At 42.3% G+C, this 17,293-nt stretch carries 14 protein-coding genes; 9 read left to right on the top strand and 5 right to left on the bottom strand.

Annotated elements, in window-relative coordinates; translation table 11 throughout:
- The first annotated feature begins 174 nt into the window (after positions 1 to 174).
- From pabB to MHO82_RS09415, 4 genes are all read left to right on the top strand, one after another.
- Entirely contained in the window at positions 175 to 1,548 is a 1,374-nt protein-coding gene (gene pabB / locus MHO82_RS09430) for an aminodeoxychorismate synthase component 1 (protein WP_239183675.1), read from the top strand.
- Between the two features lie 46 nt (positions 1,549 to 1,594).
- Entirely contained in the window at positions 1,595 to 2,194 is a 600-nt protein-coding gene (locus MHO82_RS09425) for a CoA pyrophosphatase (RefSeq protein WP_239183673.1), read from the top strand.
- Positions 2,195 to 2,384: 190 nt separating this feature from the next.
- Positions 2,385 to 3,638 (top strand): aromatic amino acid transport family protein, encoded by a 1,254-nt coding sequence (locus MHO82_RS09420; RefSeq protein ID WP_239183671.1) that lies wholly within the window; start codon positions 2,385 to 2,387, stop codon positions 3,636 to 3,638.
- A gap of 68 nt (positions 3,639 to 3,706) precedes the next feature.
- Positions 3,707 to 5,068 carry an L-serine ammonia-lyase gene (locus MHO82_RS09415; RefSeq protein ID WP_239183669.1) on the top strand — a complete coding sequence of 454 codons (1,362 nt, stop codon included), beginning with the start codon at positions 3,707 to 3,709 and terminating at the stop codon, positions 5,066 to 5,068.
- Positions 5,069 to 5,147: 79 nt separating this feature from the next.
- On the opposite strand, the gene queD is transcribed toward MHO82_RS09415, so the two are convergent.
- On the bottom strand, positions 5,148 to 5,519 hold the full coding sequence (queD, locus tag MHO82_RS09410) for a 6-carboxytetrahydropterin synthase QueD (protein ID WP_239183667.1): 372 nt from the start codon (positions 5,517 to 5,519) through the stop codon (positions 5,148 to 5,150).
- Between the two features lie 249 nt (positions 5,520 to 5,768).
- Between queD and MHO82_RS09405 the strand changes: the two genes are divergently transcribed.
- The 3 genes from MHO82_RS09405 to MHO82_RS09395 all read left to right on the top strand — a co-directional run bounded on the left by MHO82_RS09405 (position 5,769) and on the right by MHO82_RS09395 (position 10,465).
- Positions 5,769 to 7,388 carry a methyl-accepting chemotaxis protein gene (locus MHO82_RS09405; protein WP_239183665.1) on the top strand — a complete coding sequence of 540 codons (1,620 nt, stop codon included), beginning with the start codon at positions 5,769 to 5,771 and terminating at the stop codon, positions 7,386 to 7,388.
- A 114-nt stretch (positions 7,389 to 7,502) separates the two neighbouring features.
- Positions 7,503 to 8,903 carry an asparagine--tRNA ligase gene (gene asnS, locus MHO82_RS09400; RefSeq protein WP_239183663.1) on the top strand — a complete coding sequence of 467 codons (1,401 nt, stop codon included), beginning with the start codon at positions 7,503 to 7,505 and terminating at the stop codon, positions 8,901 to 8,903.
- Between the two features lie 371 nt (positions 8,904 to 9,274).
- Positions 9,275 to 10,465 carry an amino acid aminotransferase gene (locus MHO82_RS09395; RefSeq protein WP_239183661.1) on the top strand — a complete coding sequence of 397 codons (1,191 nt, stop codon included), beginning with the start codon at positions 9,275 to 9,277 and terminating at the stop codon, positions 10,463 to 10,465.
- A gap of 247 nt (positions 10,466 to 10,712) precedes the next feature.
- Here MHO82_RS09395 and MHO82_RS09390 read toward each other — a convergent pair whose 3' ends face one another.
- The gene (locus tag MHO82_RS09390; RefSeq protein ID WP_239183659.1) at positions 10,713 to 11,093 is read right to left on the bottom strand and encodes a hypothetical protein; all 381 of its coding nucleotides are present in this window, start codon (positions 11,091 to 11,093) and stop codon (positions 10,713 to 10,715) included.
- A 296-nt stretch (positions 11,094 to 11,389) separates the two neighbouring features.
- Here MHO82_RS09390 and MHO82_RS09385 point away from each other — a divergent pair, with 296 nt between their 5' ends.
- On the top strand, positions 11,390 to 12,052 hold the full coding sequence (locus MHO82_RS09385) for a DUF2982 domain-containing protein (RefSeq protein ID WP_239183657.1): 663 nt from the start codon (positions 11,390 to 11,392) through the stop codon (positions 12,050 to 12,052).
- 46 nt (positions 12,053 to 12,098) lie between these two features.
- Here MHO82_RS09385 and MHO82_RS09380 read toward each other — a convergent pair whose 3' ends face one another.
- Positions 12,099 to 12,752, bottom strand: coding sequence for an MBL fold metallo-hydrolase (locus tag MHO82_RS09380; protein WP_239183656.1), 654 nt, complete (start codon positions 12,750 to 12,752; stop codon positions 12,099 to 12,101).
- 213 nt (positions 12,753 to 12,965) lie between these two features.
- Between MHO82_RS09380 and MHO82_RS09375 the strand changes: the two genes are divergently transcribed.
- The gene (locus MHO82_RS09375) at positions 12,966 to 14,708 is read left to right on the top strand and encodes a lysophospholipid acyltransferase family protein (RefSeq protein ID WP_239183654.1); all 1,743 of its coding nucleotides are present in this window, start codon (positions 12,966 to 12,968) and stop codon (positions 14,706 to 14,708) included.
- A gap of 67 nt (positions 14,709 to 14,775) precedes the next feature.
- Here the strand turns inward: MHO82_RS09375 and MHO82_RS09370 are convergent, their stop codons facing one another.
- Together MHO82_RS09370 and MHO82_RS09365 are read right to left on the bottom strand one after the other, a co-directional pair.
- Positions 14,776 to 15,327, bottom strand: coding sequence for a DUF882 domain-containing protein (locus MHO82_RS09370; RefSeq protein WP_239183652.1), 552 nt, complete (start codon positions 15,325 to 15,327; stop codon positions 14,776 to 14,778).
- Between the two features lie 146 nt (positions 15,328 to 15,473).
- A complete protein-coding gene (locus MHO82_RS09365) occupies positions 15,474 to 17,096 on the bottom strand; it encodes a L,D-transpeptidase family protein (protein WP_239183650.1) in 1,623 nt (540 codons plus the stop codon).
- Between the last annotated feature and the right edge of the window lie 197 nt (positions 17,097 to 17,293).

Below are 17,293 nucleotides of genomic sequence, written 5' to 3'. Positions count from 1 at the left end.
TTATTATGCTTCCCTGACGCTCTAAGTAAGTTGCTTCCAGGAAACTTATAATGCATTTGGCCACGTGAGCATCACCAAATGTCATCCTAGAGCGTCGTTAGTGCTGCTTTTTATGATACTCTTGCCAGCAATTTAGCGCTATTAGCCAATGTAACGTTTGTCACAAAAAAGAAAATGAATTGCAAATTAAAATCAACTCTCACATTCCAAGAGCTTGAATACAATCACAGGAATATCCTTGATTTTTTTGAGCCTATTTCAAATCTTCCTTGGGCAATGCTGCTACGATCAGCGGCAGAGCAACATCCTGATAACCGTTTTGATATTTTAGTCGCCGATCCTGTGGCGACGTTAGTCACTCATGGCAACAACACGCAAATTTGTGTCAATGGCAAGCAGACTGTAAACAGTGACCAAGATCCTTTCGCCTTACTTGGGCACTATAAAATGCGTTTATTACCTGATTTGCCAGTCAGTGATGATTTACCTTTTCTTGGTGGCGCGTTAGGCTATTTTAGCTATGACTTGGGCCGACGTGTCGAAGCTATGCCCTCTTCCGCTGAACATGATATTCCTACTGCTGATATGGCCATTGGATTGTATGATTGGGCTCTTATTGCTGATCATAAGTTAAAAAAACTGACTTTGGTTCAACCTCACGGTGCCGATCGCCTCCACTGGCTTGAAAGCTTTGCTCAAATACACCAACCGACTACAAGGTTTGCGCTTACTTCTCCTTGGCAAGCCAACATGAGCAAAGAGGTCTACACACAGAAATTTAACCAAGTCCAAGAATACTTGCGATCCGGTGACTGCTACCAAATTAACTTAACACAGCGCTTTAAAGCTCAGTATGAAGGGAGTGAATGGCTCGCCTATAAACAATTAGAACAAGCCAACCAAGCGCCATTTTCTGGTTTTATTCGCACACCAGAAGCAACCATTCTTTCTATTTCCCCAGAGCGTTTTTTACAATTAGAACAACAAGCGATCCAAACTAAGCCAATTAAAGGCACTCGCCCAAGAAGCTCTGATCCTAAGCTAGATACCGAATATGCCAAGGATTTACAGCAAGCGGAAAAAGATCGTTCTGAAAACCTCATGATTGTGGATCTCCTGAGAAATGACATTGGCCGAGTCGCCAAACCGGGCTCGGTATCGGTTCCTCATTTATTTGAGATTGAAAGCTTCCCAGCAGTACATCACCTTGTCAGCACGATCACAGCGACATTAGATGATAAGTATCAAGCAGAAGATTTACTACGAGCCTGCTTCCCTGGAGGCTCTATTACCGGTGCCCCTAAAATTCGTGCCATGGAAATCATTGAAGAGTTAGAACCTCATCGTCGTAATGTCTACTGCGGCAGCATTGGTTATATTAGCCGCTGCGGTAAAGTGGACACCAGCATTACTATAAGAACCTTAATTGCTCATGAACAAAACTTACATGCTTGGGCTGGTGGAGGCATTGTTGCTGACAGTCAAGCTGACGCAGAATATCAAGAAACTCTGGACAAACTGAGTCGAATTCTGCCAGTGTTAGAGTAACCCCTCCGAAATAAGCACTCAGGAGGGAGTAACAAATGGAGTTGTTATGGATAAAGAAACCCTCTTGAGTCGCTTTGTACTTACCCCGTCGTCCCCTTACGACAAACTCAGCCTGCTACGGGCGAAACAGCACAACCTTAATGTCGACAACCTACGTCAAGCGGCTGTTTTGATCCCTTGCGTCGTACGAAAAAGTGGTATTAATGTCATTCTCACCAAACGTGCACTCCATTTACGCCATCACCCAGGGCAAATTAGTTTCCCCGGAGGCAGTTACGAGCAAAGTGATGATAGCCTAATCACAACAGCTATCCGAGAAACAGAAGAAGAGATTGGGATTTCATCTCAGCATATCGAGATCATTGGAAACCTACCTAAACTACCCACCATCAGTGGTTTTATTGTTACTCCATATTTAGGGCTGATTTCTAGCCAATACAAAACTCAAATAGACCACCAAGAAGTGATGGACGTTTTTGAAGTTCCGGGGCAACATTTACTCAATCCTAGCAACCTTGTTCAACAACAATTTTACACAAATGGATCCACTCATAACATCTACTCAATATCTTATAATGAGCATGCCATCTGGGGCGCTACAGCCCAGATAATACGGAGCCTCCAGCAACAAGTCTGGCATGAGTAAATCTAACTTTAATCATTAGTTTTCTTTATCTGTGGCACATAAAATACGTGACTCAGATCACCTTTAATTGTACTATGAATACGAGCTGTTTCATTTATCGATCCAGGTCATAGTATTATCTCCCTAATACAGTGAGAATCCCCACCGTTCCGTAATTCCTGTTCCTGTTTCAAACTAATGAGTATCAAATATGCAAACTGTTTCTAAAACAGCATCAACCCATGTTGCTAAAGCAAAATGGACGTATAAAGATTTTACTTGGGCCCTTTCACTTTTCGGCACCGCTGTAGGTGCAGGTGTTCTTTTCCTTCCAATTAAAGCAGGTGCAGGTGGTTTCTGGCCTCTTGTAATTCTTGCCCTGATTGCAGCACCAATGACTTGGTTTGCACACAAAAGTCTTGCTCGCTTCGTACTTTCGGCGAAAAACCCAGAAGCAGATATCACTGACACTGTAGAAGAACACTTTGGTAAAGCTGGCGCAAACCTAATCACTTTTGCTTACTTTTTTGCGATTTACCCTATCGTTCTCATCTACGGTGTCGGTATCACGAATACCGTTGACTCTTTCATGGTAAATCAACTGGGTATGGAATCTATTCCACGCTGGTTACTGTCAGGTGTGCTAATTACACTTATGACTTGTGGTGTGGTTTTCGGTAAAGAGCTAATGCTTAAAGCAACATCAGCAATGGTATACCCTCTGGTATTCATCCTACTGGCGCTTTCTGTGTACCTAATCCCTGATTGGAACACATCAATGATCTCTGTAAGCCCAGACTGGAGCTCAATGCCTTCTGTTGTATGGCTAGCAATTCCTATCATTGTTTTCTCATTCAACCACAGCCCTGTGATCAGCCAGTTCTCAAAAGAACAACGTCGTGTATACGGTGACAATGCAGTAGCAAAAACTGACATGATCACTGGTGGTGCAGCGATGATGCTAATGAGCTTCGTGATGTTCTTCGTATTCTCTGTAGTACTTTCTCTATCTCCAGAGCAACTGGCGACAGCTCAAGAGCAAAACATCAGCGTGCTTTCTTACCTAGCTAACGTACATGAATCGCCTCTGATTTCTATCCTTGGCCCTATCGTAGCCTTTGCAGCAATCACTTCGAGCTACTTCGGTCACTTCTTAGGTGCTCATGAAGGTCTAGTTGGTTTAGTAAAATCACGTTCTCAAGCGCCAGTGACAACTATTGAAAAAGCATCTCTTGCTTTCATCGTTATCACAACTTGGATCGTGGCAATCATTAACCCAAGTATCCTAGGTATGATTGAAACTATGGGTGCACCAATGATTGCAGCCATCCTATTCCTTATGCCTGTGTTTGCTATGTACACCGTGCCAGCAATGGCTAAGTACAAAACAGCAACACCTGTTCGTATTTTCACAGCACTTTGTGGTGTTGCGGCCATTACTTCTGTAATCTACGGCGCGTTATAAATTATAACGACAATAATGATAATAAAGGGCCTCCATAAATTATGGGGGCTCAATTCGAGGTAATAAACATGATTAGCGTTTTTGACATCTATAAAATTGGCGTCGGCCCTTCTAGTTCTCATACTGTAGGACCTATGAAAGCTGGCAAAGAATTCATTGATGATTTACGCAGCATGGGAAAATTGCGAGACATCACTAAAATAACTGTTGATGTTTACGGCTCGCTCTCTTTGACTGGCAAAGGTCACCACACTGACATTGCTATCATTATGGGTTTGGCAGGGAATAGCCCAGAGCACGTTGATATTGATTCTATTCCGGGCTTCATTGCTCGTGTAGAAGAAACCGAGCGCTTACCTGTCGGTATGCATTGCCACACGGTTGAATTTCCAAAAGATGGTGGAATGAACTTCCACACAACAAACTTGGATCTGCATGAAAACGGCATGCAAATTCACGCGTGGATCGGCGATGAACAAGCTTATTCTAAGACCTATTACTCAATCGGCGGTGGTTTCATCGTTGATGAAGAAAACTTCGGTAAAGAAGACGAAGATAAGATTCAAGTTCCGCACGACTTTAACACTGCCGAAGAGCTGGTTAATAAGTGTAAAGAGTCTGGGTTATCTGTTAGCGCATTAGTCATGGAAAATGAGCGTGCGATCAATGCAGAAGACGAAATTAAAACGTACTTTGCGAATATCTGGAAAACCATGCGTGAATGTATGGACCGTGGTATGAACGAAGAAGGCGTTTTACCTGGTCCACTGCGTGTGCCTCGTCGCGCAGCTGCTCTTCGCCAACAGCTTATCACCTCTGAAAAACTGTCTAACGACCCAATGACAGTAGTGGATTGGGTGAACATGTACGCGTTTGCTGTTAATGAAGAAAACGCCGCTGGTGGCCGTGTAGTTACCGCACCAACAAACGGCGCATGTGGTATTGTTCCTGCTGTTTTGGCTTACTACGACAAATTCATTCAGTCTGTTGGCCCTAAAGAGTACACTCGCTACTTTGCGGCTTCTGGCGCGATTGGTGGTCTGTACAAGCAAAATGCTTCCATCTCAGGCGCGGAAGTAGGCTGTCAAGGTGAAGTGGGTGTAGCTTGTTCTATGGCTGCTGCTGGCCTTGCAGAGCTGATGGGTGGTAGCCCAGAGCAAGTATGTATGGCTGCTGAAATTGGCATGGAGCACAACTTAGGATTAACTTGTGATCCAGTAGCAGGCCAAGTTCAAGTACCTTGTATTGAGCGTAATGGTATTGCTGCAGTAAAAGCAATTAACTCATCTCGTATGGCGCTACGTCGTGCCTCTGATCCACGTGTATCTCTTGATAAAGTTATCGAGACTATGCTGGAAACAGGTAAAGATATGAATGCAAAATACCGTGAGACTTCTCAAGGTGGCCTAGCCATCAAAGTAATGTGTTAATCTCTCGGTTTACTTACTGAAAAATAAAACGCCAGCTTGGTATAAGCTGGCGTTTTTTGTAGGTGGTTATCTTTAATTTTTACGACTCTTTTGGCCCAGTGTAGATACAGCCCGCTGTACAAGTTTCTTTAATTTCTACTTTGCTCAGCTGTGCCAAGCTAGGCTTTAGTTCATTCCAAATCCAAGCTGCTAATACTTCGCTGGTTGGATTTTCTAAGCCAGGAATATCATTTAGGTAATAATGGTCTAAACGATCGTAGATTGGCTTAAATGCCGCTTTAATTTCTGAAAAGTCAATAATCCAACCTGTATGTGGATCCACTTCGCCAGCAACATATAAGCGGACTAAAAAAGAATGACCATGCAAGCGACCACACTTATGACCTTCCGGCACATGAGGAAGTTTGTGGGCAGCTTCAAACATAAATTCTTTATACAGCTCGGTGGTCATACAGTTTCTCTCATTGTAATAAATGGTTCATCATTTTAGGCAGTGGATGCTACTGAAAACCACTCAATAGCTCAAGTAATACAGCAAAAAAGCCATCCAACAGCCCCATAAGCCTCTTCGAAAAACATCACTGTACTCCATAAGTTGCATGTTATATGTCACACTTCATCATCTCAGATATTAAACAGATGTCGCATAATTGTTATTATTTAGCTTACAAATAATAAGGATATTAACGAGTGTTTCTGTATGCAGCTCACCATCACGAATAAGCTACTTTTAACCCTTTTCACTATATTCACTCTTGTTTTAAGCTTTTCCCTCTTTTACCAATACAACCAGCAAAAACAACTGATTGACGACATTCTATCTGAACAGTTGCAGGACAAAGCCAGCAATTACTTCGATAGCCTAAACATGATGATGTTGACTGGTACTATGCTGCAAAAAGAAACATTACGTGAAAAAATCCTCTCTCACTCAGGCATAGAAGAAGCGCGTATTGTTCGTGGTGAAGGGATCACTAATGTTTTTGGTCCAGGCTTAGCGGGACAGCAAGCGCAAGATGACATCGACAGGCGATCTCTGTTGGGAGAAACCATCGTTGAGCCTATCACTGCCGATTGGGGGAAAGGCTTAGTGATAACACTGCCAATGAAAGCAAGCAGCAATTACCGAGGCACCAATTGTTTAAGCTGCCATATGGTTAATGAAGGCGACGTTCTAGGCGTTGTTAGGCTTGAGTATAACCTTACCGACATTAACAAAGTCGTGAACAACAAAACACTCATTGCTGGCCTTATCATGGCAGTCATCGCCTTTCTTGGGTTTATTTTTACCCTTTACATTATTCGCCGCATTATTGTCAGCCCACTTAAAAAGCTTTCACGGACAATGATGCAAACCAGCCTGCATAAAGATTTGACTCATAGGCTCAATAGTAATCGCACTGATGAGATTGGTGAACTCAGCCACAGCTTTGATCGGTTACTGGATAGCTTTTCTCATAGCCTAAGCCAAGTTCAAACCACCTCACATGCGCTTTCTAATGCTGCAACCGAACTCATTCATGTTTCTCATAACACCAATAGTGCCGCAGACAGCCAACGTCATGAAACCAAACAAGTGCTCCAAAGAATAAATGACATGCAGCAGCAGCAGCTCAACGTTGAACACCGCACTACAGAGGCTGCCACTTTAAGTGAACAGGTAACTGCATCTTCTAAAGCAGGTACCACGCTCGCTCACACCGCGAGTACAGACATCAGCAGCTTGGTTGCAGATATTGAACAAGTAAAAGACCAAATAAATAGCCTAAACAGTCAAAGTAGCCAAGTTTCTTCCATTGTAGAGGTCATACAAAGCATCGCAGAGCAAACTAATCTTTTGGCTTTGAATGCGACTATTGAAGCTGCACGAGCAGGTGAACAAGGCAGAGGGTTTTCTGTGGTAGCCGATGAAGTTAGGCACCTTGCAAGCCGTACTCGTGATGCAACCAACGACATCCAAACCATCATAACTCAGTTCCAAACTGACAGTAATGAATCAGTTCTTACCGTTGATAATACCTGTCATACCGCACATCAGCGCTCAGAAATGATCGAAAATCTATCTTTAGCGCTCAATGAAATGGTTCAGCAGACGCAAATCGTTCATCAACATGCCAATGACATTAAAAGCCAATCAAGTATTCAATCTGAACTCAGTGGCGAAGTGAAAACAAAAATAGAATTAATTACCGAACACGCCAACGCCACCTCTGACTACGCCTCGCAAAGTGAAGCGATCAGCGTAAATCTTGAGCAGCTATCAGAGCAATTAGAACAATTACTTAATCAATTTACCCTTTCAGGTCATCACAAGGCTTGAAGCTTGATATAAGACAGGTAATATGGTCTCTTTGGAATGTATTTTAATAAGCATGAATGTTCAGCAAGCAAAATACGCTGAATAGTATGTGCCTCAACGGAGAATAATCTAAGCATGACTTACGCGCCTGTAAAAGACGTACTTGGCGGCAAGCTAGCGGTAGACAGTGAAGTAACTGTTCGCGGCTGGATCCGTTCACGTCGTGATTCCAAAGCTGGAATCTCTTTCCTTGCCATTTATGACGGCTCTTGTTTCGACCCGATTCAGGCCGTGGTCCCAAATGAGTTAAATAATTACCAGGAAGAAGTATTAAAACTGACAACTGGTTGCTCTGTTGAGGTCACTGGTAAAATCGTTGAATCTCCGGCTAAAGGCCAAGATTTTGAACTAGCAGCAACTGACGTTAAAGTTGTTGGTTGGGTTGAAGACGCTGAAACCTACCCAATGGCGAAAACTCGTCACTCTATCGAGTACCTTCGTGAAGTAGCACACCTACGTCCACGTACAAACGTAATCGGTGCAGTTGCACGTGTTCGTAACTGTCTGTCTCAAGCGATTCACCGTTTCTACCACGAGCAAGGCTTCTTCTGGGTATCTGCTCCACTGATCACAGCTTCTGATGCAGAAGGCGCAGGTGAAATGTTCCGCGTTTCTACGCTGGACATGGAAAACCTACCTCGCACAGAGAAAGGCGATGTTGATTACAACGAAGACTTCTTCGGTAAAGAGACATTCCTAACCGTATCTGGCCAGCTAAACGCAGAAGCATACGCTTGTGCACTAAGCAAAGTGTATACGTTCGGCCCGACTTTCCGTGCTGAAAACTCAAACACAAGCCGCCACCTAGCCGAATTCTGGATGGTTGAGCCTGAAGTTGCATTCGCAGACCTAGACGACGTTGCTAAGCTGTCTGAAGACATGCTTAAATTCGTATTCAAAGCAGTACTTGAAGAGTGCCGTGATGACCTTGAGTTCTTCGCTCAACGCATCGACAAAGAAGCGATCACTCGTCTAGAGCAATTCGTATCTTCTGACTTCGCACAAGTAAACTACACTGACGCAATCCAAATTCTTCTAGATTCAGGTCGTGAGTTCGAATTCCCTGTTGAGTGGGGTATCGACATGTCTTCTGAGCACGAGCGTTTCCTAGCGGAAGAGCACTTTAAAGCGCCTGTAATCGTTAAAAACTACCCGAAAGACATCAAAGCATTCTACATGCGTGCGAACGATGACGGTAAGACAGTAGCCGCAATGGACGTACTAGCACCAGGCATCGGTGAAATCATCGGTGGTTCTCAGCGTGAAGAGCGTCTAGACATCCTAGACGAGCGTATGCGTGAAGTGGGTATCGACCCTGAGCACATGAGCTGGTATCGCGACCTACGTAAATACGGCACAGTACCACACGCTGGTTTCGGCCTAGGTTTCGAGCGTCTAGTGTCTTACGTAACAGGTATGGGTAACGTTCGTGACGTGATCCCATTCCCACGTACACCACGCTCTGCTAACTTCTAATAATAGTTCGTTAATTACTTAACAAATGCTATTCAAGCCATGTGTAACCTGTTTATACGTGGCTTTTTTATACCTCAAGTTTATCTCTGTACTCACCTTTTTCACTGAAATAGTTCATTCTTCTTTGTGAGTTTCGCGCTCTCCCTTTCACCAGCAATCGTACTTCATTCCTCTACTTCTTATTGGCACTGACTTTGATACTAATTTTCAAAAAAACAGCCTCAGAGGCTTACTTTGCTCTAGAATCAATAAAAGCCTACCTTTAAATTGAAAAATATAACTTATTCACTCTGAAATTGTTGTAAAAGCACCACGGGTAGAGGTATAAATGACAAAGATATATCATGTTTAAATCACCACGGACGAAGATAATGTTTGAAAAAATTTCCGCAGCTCCAGCAGATCCGATTCTTGGCCTAACTGAAGAGTTCAAAAAAGACTCTCGTGCTGAAAAGATTAATTTAGGTGTTGGTATTTACAAAACTGAAGCAAGTGAAACGCCTGTTCTGAAAACGGTTAAAAAAGCCGAAGCGGTTTTACTGCAAAATGAAAAAACCAAGTCTTACCTAACAATTCAAGGTACTGCTGAATACGGCCTAGCGGTTCAAAAGCTACTTTTTGGTGATGACGCAACAGTGATCAGCGAGAAACGTGCTCAAACAGCACAAGCTCCTGGTGGTACAGGTGCGTTACGTGTAGCAGGTGAATTCATTAAACGCCAACTTGGTGATGTGAAGATCTGGATCAGCAACCCAACGTGGGCAAACCACATTGGCGTATTTACGGCAGCTGGTATTGAAACAGCACAATACAGCTACTACAACGCTGAAACACACGATAAAGACTTCCCAGCAATGCTCGCAGACCTAGAGCAAGCACAAGCTGGTGATGTTGTTCTACTACACGGATGCTGCCATAACCCTACAGGCATCGATCCTACTGCTGCTGAGTGGGAGCAACTGGCTAAGCTGTGCGCTGATAAAGGGCTACTGCCATTATTTGATTTTGCATACCAAGGCTTTGCTAAGGGCGTAGAAGAAGACGCTGCGGGTCTACGTACTTTCGCTAAACACTGTAAAGAACTACTGGTTGCGAGCTCTTTCTCGAAAAACTTCGGCCTATACAACGAACGTGTCGGTGCTTTCACTTTAGTTGGTGAAACAGCTGAAGTTTCGGCAACAGCATTCTCACAAGTTAAAGCGATTATCCGTTCTATTTACTCAAACCCACCAGCGCACGGTGCCGCTGTTGTTACTCAGATTCTAAACAACGCTGAATTACGTGCAGAGTGGGAGCAAGAAGTAAAAGAAATGCGTGATCGTATCCAAGAAATGCGTGAGCTATTTGTTACCACATTAAAAGCAGAAGGCGTTAAAGCAGACTTTAGCTTCATTGAGCGTCAAAATGGCATGTTCTCATTCTCTGGTTTAAGTAAAGAGCAAGTAAACCGCTTAAAAGAAGAGTTTGGTATTTACATTGTTGGTTCTGGTCGTATCAGCGTTGCAGGTATGACAAAAGACAATATGGGTCCATTATGTAAAGGCATTGCTGCGGTTCTTTAAGCAACTCTGATCTCATGACGGGAGTATCTCATGTACTCCCGTATTATCCTCCTCTTCCCGTTAATCTCGCTTATTTCTCTCAGTACATAACTAGCTGCATAATAAGACACCGTTCAATTACAAGCATCTAAGATCGATACTCTAATAGAGAAAATGCATAAGCAAACTAGATAATAGGGGAAGTTAAGAAGAGAGGATGGATAATGACAACTCCCTACTCTGAAAACTCAAAGTAGGGAGATAGTTGTTAAGCTGCTTTATAGATAACCTTGTTACCTGCAAGTTGAACACGTTCAACTAAGCCTTCTTCAACTAATTTTTTCAGTGCACCTGTTGCCCAAGAAGCTGCTTTTGAATCTTCTTGTCCTGCAATAAGGCCGATACCTTTCGGGTTAATACCATCAGTATTGTCGCGAACAATATCAAACACTGTTTGCTGCTTAGGTGTAAGAGAAACATCTTTCGCCGTCTCTTTTACCACTTTTTCAGCTACTGCTTTTTTTTCTACAGGCTTAGCCACAACTTTTGCTGGCTCTGCAACTGCTGGTTTTGCTTGAGTCGCAACTACTTTTGCTTTGATACGCTTATGTAGCTTTGACTGAATCTTACGTTTGTGAGCAATTCTCATTAAGTTTCTAACTCCGTTGCATAGGTTGTTCCTGACGCCATTGGATACAAATACCAATAACTCACCACAAGAAACTCCCTACTTCACTCTCCGCTGAACAGCAGCGGGAAAAAGTAAGCGCGTTTTATACCAGATATTTGATCACTTTTGTAGGAGCCAAATAGCCACACGGCCAAAAGTGAGACAAATCACAGTTTTCTAGCTACTTTTTCTTGCCTTTCTTTTCACAAATCTAACTGATTTTAGTTCATATTTATAGTTGAGGGTAGAAATCTAAACATGGAAAGTACAATCATATGAATAGCGTGCATATAAAAACACAACACCAATTTTCGGCTATCGGCTTATTGTCAGTCGGGGTTGTGTTTGTTTGCGCTGCAATTATTACTTTATTTATCAGTAAAACCACGCCACTTCTTGTGGGCATTCTTTTTCTGTTAGGAGGCACAACGATTTGTCTTAGCATCGCCGCAATCTATAACCCAAAAATTTCCATGACACTCACTGATATGCACTTGCAGCAGCATACCAACAAAGGGGGCTGGGCTGTAAAATGGAAGAATATTGCGGACATCAATCATGTCTATCTTACCAATTTGACCGATTCACTGCCTTGGGTTGGTATTAAACTCCATCATTATGATGCTTTTCTGGATGCCATCTGCCCTAGAATGGCCAGTAAAATAATCGTAGAGCAGCGAATATTATTAGTAATGGCCTTTAAGTACCAGCCAGTTGATAAATATCAGTTAGAAGATATCTTATTTGATGATACTCCCTATATAACAGAAACGGGGAAACGCTATACAGGGCTGCTAGCCGTACTGGCAAATAGAATGACTTATCAACGAGAGCTATTAGGGTTTGATGTTTATATTTCAGCAGAAGAGTTAGATAGGCCTATACCCGACTTTATCGGCCTCGCTCGGCGCTTTCTGGCCGCAGCCGAGCGAAACTAGTATCTAATTACTTAAGCTCTAGGTAATTAATCTGAGCTCAAGATAATTAGTAAATTGGCATTTCATCCGCAACAAATGGATTTGTCTTTCGCTCGTGGCCAAATGTTGATTCAGGACCATGTCCTGGCACAAAACGCACATCATGACCTAATGGCCACAATTTAGTTTTAATGGAGTTCACTAAAGTCTGATGATCGCCTTTTGGAAAATCAGAACGGCCAACACCGCCTTTAAACAATACATCGCCAACAAATGCTATTTGAGCAGACTCACTGTGCAAAATAACGTGTCCAGGTGTATGACCAGGGGTATGGTAAACAGACAGAACCTGATTGCCTACCGTCACCGTATCACCTTCGTTTAACCATTGCTCTGGTTCAAAAGAGTTGGTAAGCGGAAAACCAAACATCTGACTTTGATTTTCTAAAGCTTGTAGCCAAAAACTATCGTCTTCATGCGGGCCAATCACACGAGCGTCTAATGCGTTAGCAAGAGGCTGAGTACCTCCAACATGATCAAGGTGGCCATGAGTAAGTACAAGCTGCTTAATCGTCACACCAAGTGATTCAATAACGCTCAATAATTCTTTTACATCACCTCCAGGATCAACAACCACGCCTTCCATGGTCTCATCACACCACACAATCGAGCAATTTTGTTCAAACGGGGTCACGGGGACAATCTTATATTGCAGGCTCATTATTTCTCTCACTAAATTCATAGGGTAATTGCCCAAAGAATACCATGCTAGGTAGCTCTCTCCAATTTCCCCTTGCGCTCTCACTCATGAGCTCAACTTAAAACAAGAAGAGACACAGAAGTCATACAGACATCATCACGTCGACATATTTCCGTCATTTCATCGTCTTATTTTAAAACTACGTCCATTTTAGAAAATAGGTAATGAACAAGGATGTTAGACATAGATTCCGCTCTTTCTACACAATACCCAGTATTAACCAACAAGCCCTGGCTACATAAACCGCTTGCTTCCACATTAAAACGTTTACTAAATGAAAGTGATTTTCAAAACTTCAGCCAACTCTATCCTCATTTAAAAGGTATTGAGTTTATTGATCAGGTCATTGATCTGTTTAATGTTACCTATAAATTTAGTGCCAAAGAAAAAGAGCGGATCCCTCCTTCAGGCCGAGTTGTGATCATCGCTAATCACCCTATTGGATCATTGGATGGCTTACTTCTTTTCAAGCTCATTAGAGATATACGCCCAGACGTTAAGATAGTCGCGAATCACCTACTGTCACAAATCACACCATTGGACTCATGCCTGTTACCTGTCAATAATATGAGTGGAAGCACCCCAAAAGAAAACCTACAAGCCATTGATAGCTGGCTTCACAATGATGGGGCTATTATTATTTTCCCTGCTGGTGAGGTATCACGCCTTAAGCCTAGTGGTGTCAAAGACGGTAAATGGCATTCTGGTTTTTTAAAAATAGCGACTAAAGCTCACGCCCCTATTCTTCCCATTTATGTACATGCGCGTAATTCAGCACTTTTTTACGGCACATCCATGCTATACAAGCCTTTATCTACATTGCTACTTGTAAAAGAGATGTTCAAACATGAAAACAACCAAATTGAATTTAGAGTTGGTGAGGCCATTTCATACACCACATACAGCGCGTTATCTCACTTACCTAAATCGACCCAAATAAAATTATTCCATAAACACCTGTATCGAATTGGCAAAAAAAAGCCAGGGCTGTTACCCACAGAAGTTGCCATAGCCCATCCGGAACCTCGCCTAGAGTTAAAGGCAGCCTTAACACACTGCGAATCTCTTGGCCAAACCCCCGATGGAAAACACATATACCTTTACCATTATCGTGATGAATCACCAATAATGAGAGAGGTAGGTCGATTAAGAGAAGTGTCTTTTCGATCTGTAGGTGAAGGCTCAGGGCGACGACGAGACGTAGATCGCTATGATCGCCATTACTATCACTTAGTCCTTTGGGATCCTAACGATCTGGAGATAGTCGGCGCATATCGATTTTGTGATACTAAAAAGCTAATTGCTCAATATGGACAGAGCGAGCTATATAGCCATTCACTCTTTGACTATGGCGACAAAATGGAGCCTTATCTACAAAATGGGCTTGAATTAGGCCGCAGCTTTATTCAACCCAAGTACTGGGGCAAACGAAGTCTAGACTACTTGTGGCTGGGCATTGGGGCTTTTTTAGCTAAAAACCCACAATTTCGCTATCTATTTGGGCCCGTATCCATCAGTAATTCAATACCAGCCCCTGCTAAAGATCTCTTAATTTACTTCTATCGCTTATATTTTGGTTCAACAAGTAATATTGCCTGTTCTAAACAACCATACCAACTTGAAGATTCAATATTAAGCGAGTTAAAAGAAAAGTTTGAAGGGAACAACTACCACCGGGATCTTAAACAGCTAAAGACCCTACTAAGCCACTTTAATGTCGGTATTCCCACTTTGTACAAACAATACAGTGAATTGTGTGAGTATGGCGGTGTGCAGTTTGCCGACTTTAATGTTGACCCTGAATTTGCCAACTGCGTTGATGGATTGGTTATTGTCGACTTGCAATATCTAAAAGAGAAGAAACGGCAGCGATATATTACCCTTCATCAGCACTTCAATGACAATAAGCTAAACTAGGACTAAAAAGGCGAGATAAAATATCTCGCCTTTAATGTTGTTTTTCAATGCTGTTCTATTTAAGTGCTTACCAGCTACGTACTGGTCCAGTATCAATATGAACAAAGTTACTTTTAGGATAATAACCTACACCACCCGCTTTTAAAGAAAGTGCCGCTTTTCTCACTTCAGCAAGAGGAACACCTTCTAAACGCATGTCTAAAGCCTGGCCCAGCATGTGGTAGCTTTTTTTCGCAACCCCGCCTGACTTCTTACGTAACATCTCATTCGTTGCAGGAGAACGATAACCTGAGATAACAGTCACTTCGGCATTACAACCAATCAGTTGCTGGATAGCACTGACTTGATCGAATAACCTTTTATCCATGTTGGCGATTTCATTTCGCCTAAAATCACGACAAATGTGGTTAATTTTAGTTAGCTCTTTACGAACATAATCTTGCCCGTTGAAATACTCAGTGTCGAGCTTTTCACCAGTATGAAGATTGTTTAATGCTAATGAACGAGGTTCTTCCTTGAGTAAACTGGCAAATGCCATTTTTGGGGTTAAAGCCCCGAGCGCAAAAAAGGAACCACCAGCCAATAACAGGTTCCTGCGTTGAATGTTAACGTGAGACATATAGAGCCAATTAATCAATAAACCAAACAAAAAATATTAGAATCGGCAAGATAACGGCATAAAACTTGAGCGTCAAATACCGTTTTATTGATTAATATTACAGCGAAGCACGAAAAATACGGTTACTCTTTGAGCTATAAAGAAAATTAATGAACATAAGCAGACATTAATTTTTTTCTAGATTTTGAGTGATTGCGCATTTTGTCGTAATTATAGACATCCTTTCTAAAATTGACCTTCCCATCTTCATCAACCCACGCGGTTTGATAGATCGTATAAACTTGAATTCTATTTTTCAGTGATACCGATTTTGTTTTCACGTTAGAACGATACTTCGCTACACGAGAGAGGTTAATATTCGAGTTTTTCATTAACACATCAGCCAAGACACTGGCTTGTTCAACACGAATGCAACCTGAGCTATATGCTCTCGACTCTTTATTGAAAAGCGATTTAGACGGAGTGTCATGCAAATAGATGGCATTACGGTTTGGCGTGTTAAATTTATACCGCCCTAACGCATTGCCATTCCCCGGCCTTTGTTGCAGCCGATACGTAAAGTTATTTGGTGTTACCTGAGACCAATCAATCGTATCAAGAGGAATCACCTCTCGGTTACTCCAGCTGCGTAATACTGAGTAGTTATGGCGTGCAAGATATTCACTGTCACTTTTTATCTTAGGTAGAATGTCTTTACGCATAATTTTAATCGGTACATTCCAACTAGGGTTAAAAACGACTGAATCTAATCGCGCATCAAACAACGGTGTTTTTCGAGAGGGGCGGCCAACGACAACTCGACTGTCGAGTACAAGCTCATCTTCAAGCCAGAACTCCAATTTATAATCTGGAATATTCACTAAAATGGTGCTCTGCTTACTTTCTGGCCATATCCGTAACCTTTGGATATTCAACGCCATAATGCGCACACGTTCTTCTAGTCCTAGCTGCAACCAGTACAGAGTATTTTTACCGATAATACCATCCTGTTTAAGTCCGTGGATTTCTTGAAAACGCTTCACTCCCATCTGCAACTCTGCACTGTAGCTCTCATTATCTTCAAGGCGAATATTTAGAGCTTGCTCTGGAGTCAGGGCACCTAATCGCTCTAAGATGGTCACTAGAGTTGCTTTGTCGCTTAAAATGGCGTTTTTCTTAGCCATGCGCACTTGATGGTAAACAGGCCAGCCTTGCTTCTGAAGCTGCAATAAATGTGCTAATGAATCTGTCATGTAAGTATATTGATCAGACTGAGGAGAAAGCGCCTGCAAGTACTGGTATAACGTTTTACTGTCCACCGCTTCAATAAACGCTTGAAGCATTGGCTCTGAAGGCTCAGGTAAAAAATTAGACACATCCCCACCAAAAAACCAGCTTTTACCAAATTTTGGAGCTTGATCTACATAGCTAATGTAAGCAAGCAATGTGTCCGTCGCTAGAACATCATAGTGACGCCAGTTTCGGCTAAGCTTTGCATCTAATAAATCGTAATAGCGAATAGAGAAGTTATCTGCAATATCAGAAAGAGCCAGCTCTTTTAATTGAGATTCAAAAACTCGACGTGAACGATAGTCACGCCAGAATGGGCGATATGAATTAGCATAATACAACTGCGCAAGCTTCTGTGGGTACTGCGTAGCGGCATTGTCTGGTGTTGCCTTAATGACCCACTTTATTGCCTCTTTTTGCGGCCAAATTTCTTCAGCCCAAGAAGTCAAAGGACTAAAAAGTCCCATTAATAATAGAAAAATCGATACCGTTCGCGCCATTATCCATCTCCATACAGATTCATATAAGATTATGGCAAACCACAGAAAATATAACAGTGTATTTATTGTGATCATTGATCTGTCTTACTATCGGTACGACCTATTCATTGCATATTTGACTAGGCCGTCACCATAAACCACTTCTTAAATTTTTATCCATTAAAAAGTGGTTTATATACAATCACACGAGCAATACA

It is taken from the genome of Vibrio sp. Of7-15, from assembly GCF_022347565.1.
Taxonomy (GTDB): Bacteria; Pseudomonadota; Gammaproteobacteria; order Enterobacterales; family Vibrionaceae; genus NORP241.
Note: the sequence above shows the minus strand (reverse complement) of the source record. Positions and strands in the feature narration are given on the sequence as shown.

Coding starts and splice junctions, on each gene's coding strand:
- pabB (WP_239183675.1), top strand. CDS start 175: ATGAATTGCAAATTAAAATCAACTCTCACATTCCAAGAGCTTGAATAC.
- MHO82_RS09425 (WP_239183673.1), top strand. CDS start 1,595: ATGGATAAAGAAACCCTCTTGAGTCGCTTTGTACTTACCCCGTCGTCC.
- MHO82_RS09420 (WP_239183671.1), top strand. CDS start 2,385: ATGCAAACTGTTTCTAAAACAGCATCAACCCATGTTGCTAAAGCAAAA.
- MHO82_RS09415 (WP_239183669.1), top strand. CDS start 3,707: ATGATTAGCGTTTTTGACATCTATAAAATTGGCGTCGGCCCTTCTAGT.
- queD (WP_239183667.1), bottom strand. CDS start 5,519: ATGACCACCGAGCTGTATAAAGAATTTATGTTTGAAGCTGCCCACAAA.
- MHO82_RS09405 (WP_239183665.1), top strand. CDS start 5,769: ATGCAGCTCACCATCACGAATAAGCTACTTTTAACCCTTTTCACTATA.
- asnS (WP_239183663.1), top strand. CDS start 7,503: ATGACTTACGCGCCTGTAAAAGACGTACTTGGCGGCAAGCTAGCGGTA.
- MHO82_RS09395 (WP_239183661.1), top strand. CDS start 9,275: ATGTTTGAAAAAATTTCCGCAGCTCCAGCAGATCCGATTCTTGGCCTA.
- MHO82_RS09390 (WP_239183659.1), bottom strand. CDS start 11,093: ATGAGAATTGCTCACAAACGTAAGATTCAGTCAAAGCTACATAAGCGT.
- MHO82_RS09385 (WP_239183657.1), top strand. CDS start 11,390: ATGAATAGCGTGCATATAAAAACACAACACCAATTTTCGGCTATCGGC.
- MHO82_RS09380 (WP_239183656.1), bottom strand. CDS start 12,752: ATGAGCCTGCAATATAAGATTGTCCCCGTGACCCCGTTTGAACAAAAT.
- MHO82_RS09375 (WP_239183654.1), top strand. CDS start 12,966: ATGTTAGACATAGATTCCGCTCTTTCTACACAATACCCAGTATTAACC.
- MHO82_RS09370 (WP_239183652.1), bottom strand. CDS start 15,327: ATGTCTCACGTTAACATTCAACGCAGGAACCTGTTATTGGCTGGTGGT.
- MHO82_RS09365 (WP_239183650.1), bottom strand. CDS start 17,096: ATGGCGCGAACGGTATCGATTTTTCTATTATTAATGGGACTTTTTAGT.